Source organism: Flavobacteriales bacterium, assembly GCA_020435415.1.
GTDB lineage: Bacteria > Bacteroidota > Bacteroidia > JACJYZ01 > JACJYZ01 > JACJYZ01.
This window is the reverse complement of sequence record JAGQZQ010000122.1, coordinates 1-7,934: the sequence shown is the minus strand read 5'-3', so window position 1 is coordinate 7,934 and position 7,934 is coordinate 1. Positions and strand designations below refer to the sequence as shown.

The window sequence follows — 7,934 nt, the reverse complement described above, 5'->3', positions numbered from 1 at the left end:
AACGAAGCAGGTGACTATATCAAGGTGTATTATGAGATCGATGGCGGTGGAGAGAACAATATCATCGACGTCAGCGGCGCCGGTCAGGATGGGGTATCCAACTACAGCACCTTTACCACTTATGCGGATGAGGCGATCTCCGGCAGCGGATCATTGCTGGATATCATTATCCGGACCGTCTCAAATAACACCAATGAATACTATTATTTCGACAACATTTCGGTAACGTGCGATCAGCAGGGGTATACCTATCTCTGGAGTGACGGGTCAACCGATTTGATCGCGGATGCACTTGCCGCCGGAACATATACCCTGACTGTAACCGATGCCAACAGTTGTACCGATGTGGCCCAGGCAACGATTGCGGATCCCGGTGTGGTGACGGTAACCACGTCCAGCACCAACGAGTGTGACGGCGGCGGCGACGGAACCGGTCTGGCGGAGGTATCCGGTGGGATAGCTCCTTATACCTATCTCTGGTGCGGAGGTCAGACCACCGAGTCTGTGAATGATCTTTCTGCGGGTATGTGCGGGGTAACGGTGACAGACAACAACGGATGCACGGATGCCGGCTCGGTGACGATCAGTGATGCGGGAGGCACAGGTGGAAGTGCGGTGGAGGTGGAGAACTTCAATTGTGATTATAACACGGGCAGTATAGATATTACCGTAACCGGAGGAACACCACCCTTTGTCTACAGCTGGAGCAATGGGGAAACCACGGAAGACCTGAGCAGCATAGGCGCCGGTACATACAACCTGGTGATCTGGGATGCTGATAATTGCAGTGATGCGCAATCTTTTGACATCAGTTGCATCGTTGGGTTGCCTATCGAATTGATGTCCTTTGATGCTGTTGCAGAAGGTGACCATGTAAACCTTAAATGGATCACAGCCAGTGAAACCAACAACAACTACTATACGGTGGAGCGATCATCGAACGGATATGATTTTGAGAAGATACTAACCCGCCCCGGCGCCGGTAACAGCCAGGAGGTGATCAGCTATAAAGACAAAGATCCTGATCCGCTGCCGGGAATGAACTACTACCGCCTCAAGCAAACCGACTTTGACGGTAACTTCCATTATTCCCCTCTTGTAGCGGTCATGTTTGGTGATCCGAACAAAATGGAACTGTTAACATTATATCCCAACCCGACCCACGGGCGTGTTTACTATACGGTAAGCAGTCCGGAGGAAGGAACTGTTGTCGTGGAAATTCTGGATGTGTCCGGGAAACATATCATCAGTTCATACCAGGGTGTGGAGAAAGGTATGAACCGGCTTCAGTTAGACTTATCACAACTAAGCGAAGGCGCCTATCAGTTCAGATTGGTCACCGACAATGAAGTGTACAGCCGCAATCTCTTTGTGCGCTGATCCATATCTTCTTTTAGATTCTTGCCTGGTAGGTAAACAGCTCGTGGTATCGTCCGCCCAGGGCGATGAGTTCGTCGTGTTTACCCCTTTCAATGATCTTGCCGTGTTCCAGCACAAGAATCTGATCCGCCTTGCGAATGGTACTCAACCGATGGGCGATCACAATGGAAGTTCTGCCTTTCATAAGTTCGGCCAGGCTTTGCTGGATCAAGGCTTCGCTTTCGGTGTCCAGACTTGAGGTTGCTTCGTCCAGGATCAGGATCCTCGGATCCGCCAGGATGGCACGGGCAATGGCAACCCGCTGTTTCTGACCACCCGATAGTTTTACACCGCGCTCTCCGATCAACGTGTCCAGGCCCGCTTCAAACCGGTCGGAAAATTCACTTACATAACCCGCTTTCACGGCGGCCTGTATTTTTTCTTCCGTAGAATCCGGTCTGGGGAAGATGATGTTCTCGCGGATGGTACCTTCAAAGAGGAAATCGTCCTGCAGCACGACTCCCAGGTGTTTTCGGTAATCGGAAAGTTTCACATTGGCCATGTTGATTCCGTCGATGGTGATCGTTCCGCTGTCTGCTGTCATGAATGATGCCGACAGTCCGGCAATGGTACTTTTTCCTGACCCCGATGATCCCACCAGCGCGGTCACTGATCCGGGAGGTGCATGAAATGAAACATTGTGCAGGACTTCCTTATTTTCTTCATAAGCGAAGGACACATTGTCAAAACGCAGATCGCCTTTCACTTCAGCAATGGATACGGTTCGGTTGGGGACATCGTGTTCCGAAGGCCTCTCCATAAGTTCCTGTGTACGGTCCAGTCCGGCAAACGCCTCGGTCAACTGGCTGCCGATGTTGCTCATCTGTACGATAGGCACGATCATAAAGCCCAGGAAAAGTGTGAAGGAAACAAACTCTCCAGGGGATAGATCGCCATGAATGATCATGTAACCGCCGATACCCATGATAATGGTGGAGGCAAGTCCCAATAGAAAAGTCGCCGAGCTGGTCACAAGTGCCGTTGACGTCAGGCTTTTTCTGACATTCTGGAAAAGTCGTTCTGCACCTGCCTCGAATGTTTTGATCTCCTGTTGTTCTGCATTGAAGCCTTTGACAACGCGCACCCCATTCAATGTTTCCGTGAGCCGTCCTGTCACTTCCGCATTGATCTTCCCGCGTTCCCTGAAAATGGGCCGGATAAACCCGAATGCTTTTAATGCGATAAACCCGAACAGCGCCACCGGAATGAGAACGTAAGCGGTCATGGAGGGACTGATGCGAATCATCAAAACCAGGGATGCGATGGCCGTGATTGATCCTCCGATGAGTTGCACCAGCCCGGTTCCAACGAGATTTCTTACACCTTCCACATCTGTCATGATCCTGGAAACGAGTTCACCGGATTTGCTGTTATCGAAAAAATTGATGGGGAGACTGATCACCTTTTGTTGCACGCGCACCCTTAACTGTGAGATCAGGTATTGCGCCTCCACACTCAGCAATTTGGTGAGCAGGAAAGAAGTCAGTGCCTGCACCGTAACTGCTCCTCCCACCCAAAGGATGATGTCATATAGCTTCTCATAATTATTATGTTTTACCACATCATCCAGAAGGAACTTGGAGGCTGCCGGTAATACCAGGGCAGCCATTCTGCTGATGATGATCAACACCAATCCGAGGAGGAGGAGTTTCCATCGGGGTAATATGATGGTCTTAAATACTTCACGGAGGTTGGCTTTTTTTTCGGCCATGGCGTTTTATTTGGGATTTGAAATGCCGGTATAAATCCGGATCGCCAAAGTTAGCGCATAAATATATTCGGTGCGGGGTTGTCAGGGCAGATAAAAGAATGCCTTCTGTTTATTAGCAAACAGAAGGCATTCCGGAAAAAAGGGAACGGGTAATTTAACGATGCAGTAACAATTTCCGGGTGAAGAACCCTTCCGTTGTATTCCATTCTACCAGGTAAAAACCATCGGGCAGACCATTGATGTCAAGTGCAACAACTCCATGGAAGGCGGGGAGTGTTTGTCTGCGGACAAACCGTCCCTGGATGTCCATGATGCGCACGGTGCTTTCGATGTTCGAGCGGCCTTTCAGGAAGAGGGTGTTTTGTGCAGGATTCGGAAACAGCAGCATGTCGCTTGCATTTTCAATTTCCGGAGCATCCACCGTGCCGCAAACACCTTCATCGGTGACTACAAACTGGTGCATCATGCCTCCTCCTTCTGAATCCTCATGCGTAAGGATGTGGCAGTGGTACATATAGCTAAGCATCGGGTCAATGGCATTCGGGTAGTCATCGAACTTGGCCAGGAACCGAAGTTTCCAGTTGGGGCCTACGAGTACATCATCCTTAGGGCCGTTCAATCCGCGTGATTCCAGGTTAATCATTGTGCCTGCGGAGTCGATGTCCAGAATGCGGAAAAAGATCTTGTGCAGGTGGAAGGGATGGGATACAGGCGACTGGTTATTAACCGTCCATATTTCCTTGGCGCCTTCACAGATGGTGTCATTGATCACCATCATCTCGTAGGTCAGGCTGTCGATGGTGAAGCCGCCACCGGGCATTTCTATCAGTCGCTTCGTGCGGTGACGTGTTACGTTGGAAGTGTCTTCCACACCGGGGTCCCATGCAGAAGTAAAAGGTGTAAAAGTAGTCACAGGATTATAACCGGCGGAGTCTGCTACGATCCTCAACTGAAGAAACGCATTGCCACTTGTTGAGTCTTTACCGCCACCGGGGCCTGTGGTGGTATTGGGACTACCAACAATATAGCCCGGCATCCACTCCTTCATGTTTCGCAGGTATACCGTGTCGCCGACGCTCTTGCCGGACAAGTCCAGGACAATCTCCGCGCGTGCTCCGGGACCCATCAACAACGTTTTCAGGGTGTCCGGTTTGATCGTGTATCCGCCGTCGGTGGCTACCAGGGTGAAGTTGTCCATGGCAGCCTCGCTGCTTTCCGTGTATGAATCGGATACCGCCAGCTGAATGCCTTTGCGTGTGGAACCGTTCAGGATGCGAAGGCGTACCAGATGTGCCGGCACCTCCAGGTATGGATTGGTCACACCGTTTACCAGGTTGTACGGACGTTTGGCTTTTGCAGTATCGATCCGATAAATGTGGAGGGTGTTATCATATTTGAAATTCTGGTCTCCGATGATCACCGGTATATCATCGATGCCATAGGTATGCGGCAGGGTGGGGTTGATAGGGTCAGAAGCCTGTTCGCTGATGATCATCCCGGAAAGCCCCAGCTGCACCTGAGGATACGTGTTGTTGTGGTAGTGCGGATGGTACCACATGGTAGATGCGCTGTCCAGATCTTTGAAGTCTACATACCACGACGTATTACTGGGGATGGGTTGATGGGGGCCACCGTCCATACTGGCAGGTACCTCTGCTCCGTGCCAGTGTGTTGTGGTGGGTTGAGGCAGAAGGTTGGTGACCTTGATTACCGTCTGTTTTCCGGTGTGCCATTTAAGGGTGGGGCCAAGATAGGTCATGGTGGTATCACCGGCCAGGTTGTAGCTCCAGGTTTCAATACCATCCTGGTTCGCCGTTCCATTGAAGAGCGTGTCTGACGGATCAGCCGGGTTGAACTTATGTGTGGTCAGCAAACGCATCTCCAGCCGAATGGTATCTGTTGCGGCATCAATGACAGGTGGAATGGGAATCTTGTTGATGAAGCTGGGTTGTGCGAGAATGGATTGGGCAAGCAGAATAAAACTTGCGCATAAAATCCGATGCAGAGATTTTCTCATCGTCGTAGAATAATGATGTATAAACTATGGCTTTACCGGAGGAATTTAAGCGCCAAATGTAGAACAAAAAAAGCGGGAGAAATGATTGTTGGGAAACTCAGGATGAAGTTTTGTTAACCCTTTACATTATCACGGATGTCTTTCCTGTCAGAGGGTCCCGGGTCGTTCTATTTGGCGATCAACAGGGGGATATTAACGCGGTGGAGGACGGATTCAACGGTGGTTCCGAAGATTACCCCAACTTATGCAGTAGGAGGTGAGGAACGAGCCGAACTATCTGTATTTAGTTTGGGATGATATTTTCCCGGCGGAGATTGTTGATCAGTTTGACTTCTTCACGTATTGTGTAAGGATCACGATCATCTGGCCATTCACCCGTCCTTCGATCTGTTCGGGGTTATCGTGGACGAGGGAGATGTTGCGTACCGCTGTGCCGCGTTTGGCAGCGAAGGTGGCGCCTTTCACATTCAGTTCCTTGATCAGGGTTACGGTGTCCCCGTTCTGAAGGATGGCCCCGTTGCTGTCTTTGTGTTGGGGTGTACTCTCATCCACCCCGACCTCAGGAGCGTTTTTCGCCCAGGCAAGGATTTCCTCATCGAGGTAAAGCATATCCAGCAGGTCCTGTGGCCAGCCTTCTGCCCGCATTCTGTGCAGCATGCGCCATGCGGCCACCTTCACGGCGTTGACTTCGCTCCACATGCTGTCGTTCAGGCAACGCCAGTGGTTGGGGTCTGTTTTGGCGGGGTCTGCGATCTGCTCACGGCAGGTGGGGCAGGCGAGAATGTGTGCATCGGCGTCCTGGTATGGCGATCCGCTGATCTCGAAAGGTTGCAGATCATTGGTGGTGCCGCAGAGTTCACAGTGGGTGTTGGACCGGGCGTTGAGGGTATCGAGGATAGACATAGGAAGACATGGGATTTAGGACTGCAATATCGGTTTTTTGTTGCAGTTAAGTCCACCTGTCATTTATGGTGTGTCATTCGAACTCCTGTCCTTCTGTTTCAAATGCCAGCGGTAGTTGATCCCGAACCTCACGATGCCACCCTGGCGATAACGCACTTCCTGGCGATCGGTTTCTTCCTGGTGACTGTAGGCGCCTTCTATTTCATATTTGCGGAGGATGCGTTGGCCCATGATGCCAAGTTCCATTCTGAAGGAAAGGCCGGACTGGTGGATGGGAACTTCCCTGGCGTATGCCACTCCGACCTTCATGGCGTTCTCCCTGAACTCGGCGTAGTAGCTGGTGTTGGAACCTGCATACCTTGACTCATCGCTGATGTAAAGATTGGAGCGGCTGAGGGTAAGGTCCATGACGAAGCCGTGTCGTTTTAAGGAGTTGTCTTCATGGACCACATCGTAGTATGGACGTAGGGTTATGCTTTGCTGATTCCATTGGCGGAGTATCGGGTAGTATATATCCCCAAGACCATTTTCATAGTACCAGGATTGTGAGAGCGGGTGCCGGTAGGCCAGGTATGCACCGAAGAATCCTTTGTTTGTTTTGATGAGATCGGCGCCAAGATGTATTTCATGTGGCAGATGTATGCCGGCGGTCATTGTATTCTGCCCCATGGTGTGAACTGTGAAAATGGGGAGTAGCGTGAGGGCAAGGGAGATTCGTTTAAACATGCGTAGTGTTTTTATGATAAAATCATTGAACGGAAGAATGGGGTGTTTCGTATGGGTGCTATGCCCGAAGATCATTGTCTTCAAAATGGTTGTCATTCCAATTTTGCGGGATCATTAAATTTCTGTACTTTTGCCCTCCACATTCGGATGACGAATGGAAAAAGAGACCGTTCTTAGGATAGAAAATACATTGCGGGGTCTACCTACGCTGAAGCTTCGGTAGATAAATTCCGCAGTTGGTAGCTCGACCGCCTTCGCTGAAGCTACGGTGGTTGAGATCGGTAAAATGGTTCTTTAAATAGCATGAGTTGAGTAATGGTAGTCTGAAAGACTTCTAATACTTATAAAAATACATTGCGGGGTGGAGCAGTTGGTAGCTCGTCGGGCTCATAACCCGAAGGTCACAGGTTCGAGTCCTGTCCCCGCTACTAAAACAGCAAGAGCAAGAGCATACAGCATACAGAACGATGTTGGAGCTTCTTGCTCTTGTTGTTTTATCCTGTATGCTGTTGCTGTATGCAGTATGCTGATGTTCAGGAGTGCCGTTTTTTTCAAAACGGTGGGAAAGTGAGGGGCTTTAGGATTTATCGTGAATGAATTTACTATTCCCATGTACCGACCAGATCAGTCAAATTTTTTAGCACATTTTACCAAAGAGGCAGTAGAAATTTCAGCCTATGAAAGACTAGTGCTAATACTCAATGAAAAAAAACTTAAAGCTTCTACAATGCCATGGACTAATACACCTTGTGTTAGTTTTACTGAATGCCCATGGACCAGCATTATTAAACATACGAAAAAGTATTCCCCATATGGCATTGGGTTTTCAAAACCGTATATTTTCTCAAGAAATGGTAGCCCGGTCTTTTATGTAATAGCTGATCAACATAAAAAGCAAACTTGGCATAAGCATTTACATCCATTTGTTACACCATTTTGGCCAGCTTATAGACCCCAATCTGCAAATACAAAGACGGAATTTCCAACCTGTGACTATTCACATGAAAGAGAGTGGCGAACACCTCATGATTTGGCATTCGAATATGATCAAATTGAGTTCATTATTCTAGATTCATATGATCCCAAATTATGCAATAGATCAGCCTGATTTGCTGAAAAGGCTTTGTGGCCTTACCTTTCCGGAATCAGTGTAATGTA

The 7,934-nt window shown here is 49.4% G+C and carries 6 protein-coding genes and 1 tRNA gene; 3 read left to right on the top strand and 4 right to left on the bottom strand.

Annotated features, from left to right (window positions below; all coding sequences use genetic code 11):
- On the top strand, nt 1-1,380 hold a 1,380-nt coding region (locus KDD36_14005; protein MCB0397764.1), incomplete at its 5' end, for a T9SS type A sorting domain-containing protein.
- A gap of 13 nt (nt 1,381-1,393) precedes the next feature.
- Here the strand turns inward: KDD36_14005 and KDD36_14000 are convergent.
- From KDD36_14000 to KDD36_13985, 4 genes are all read right to left on the bottom strand, one after another.
- Entirely contained in the window at nt 1,394-3,130 is a 1,737-nt protein-coding gene (locus KDD36_14000) for an ABC transporter ATP-binding protein (GenBank protein ID MCB0397763.1), read from the bottom strand.
- A 154-nt stretch (nt 3,131-3,284) separates the two neighbouring features.
- The gene (locus KDD36_13995) at nt 3,285-5,147 is read right to left on the bottom strand and encodes a multicopper oxidase domain-containing protein (GenBank protein MCB0397762.1); all 1,863 of its coding nucleotides are present in this window, start codon (nt 5,145-5,147) and stop codon (nt 3,285-3,287) included.
- A gap of 321 nt (nt 5,148-5,468) precedes the next feature.
- On the bottom strand, nt 5,469-6,050 hold the full coding sequence (locus tag KDD36_13990) for a PhnA domain-containing protein (protein MCB0397761.1): 582 nt from the start codon (nt 6,048-6,050) through the stop codon (nt 5,469-5,471).
- Nucleotides 6,051-6,113: 63 nt separating this feature from the next.
- Nucleotides 6,114-6,776 (bottom strand): hypothetical protein, encoded by a 663-nt coding sequence (locus KDD36_13985; GenBank protein MCB0397760.1) that lies wholly within the window; start codon nt 6,774-6,776, stop codon nt 6,114-6,116.
- Nucleotides 6,777-7,131: 355 nt separating this feature from the next.
- On the opposite strand from KDD36_13985, the gene KDD36_13980 reads away from it, so the two are divergent.
- Both KDD36_13980 and KDD36_13975 read left to right on the top strand, forming a co-directional pair.
- Nucleotides 7,132-7,204: transfer RNA gene (locus tag KDD36_13980), tRNA-Met, on the top strand.
- Between the two features lie 182 nt (nt 7,205-7,386).
- Nucleotides 7,387-7,884, top strand: coding sequence for a hypothetical protein (locus tag KDD36_13975; GenBank protein MCB0397759.1), 498 nt, complete (start codon nt 7,387-7,389; stop codon nt 7,882-7,884).
- The last annotated feature ends 50 nt before the right edge of the window (nt 7,885-7,934 follow it).

Excerpts from the sequence above, each read along its gene's own strand:
- KDD36_14000 (MCB0397763.1), bottom strand. The coding sequence starts at position 3,130 with ATGGCCGAAAAAAAAGCCAACCTCCGTGAAGTATTTAAGACCATCATA.
- KDD36_13995 (MCB0397762.1), bottom strand. The coding sequence starts at position 5,147 with ATGAGAAAATCTCTGCATCGGATTTTATGCGCAAGTTTTATTCTGCTT.
- KDD36_13990 (MCB0397761.1), bottom strand. The coding sequence starts at position 6,050 with ATGTCTATCCTCGATACCCTCAACGCCCGGTCCAACACCCACTGTGAA.
- KDD36_13985 (MCB0397760.1), bottom strand. The coding sequence starts at position 6,776 with ATGTTTAAACGAATCTCCCTTGCCCTCACGCTACTCCCCATTTTCACA.
- KDD36_13975 (MCB0397759.1), top strand. The coding sequence starts at position 7,387 with ATGTACCGACCAGATCAGTCAAATTTTTTAGCACATTTTACCAAAGAG.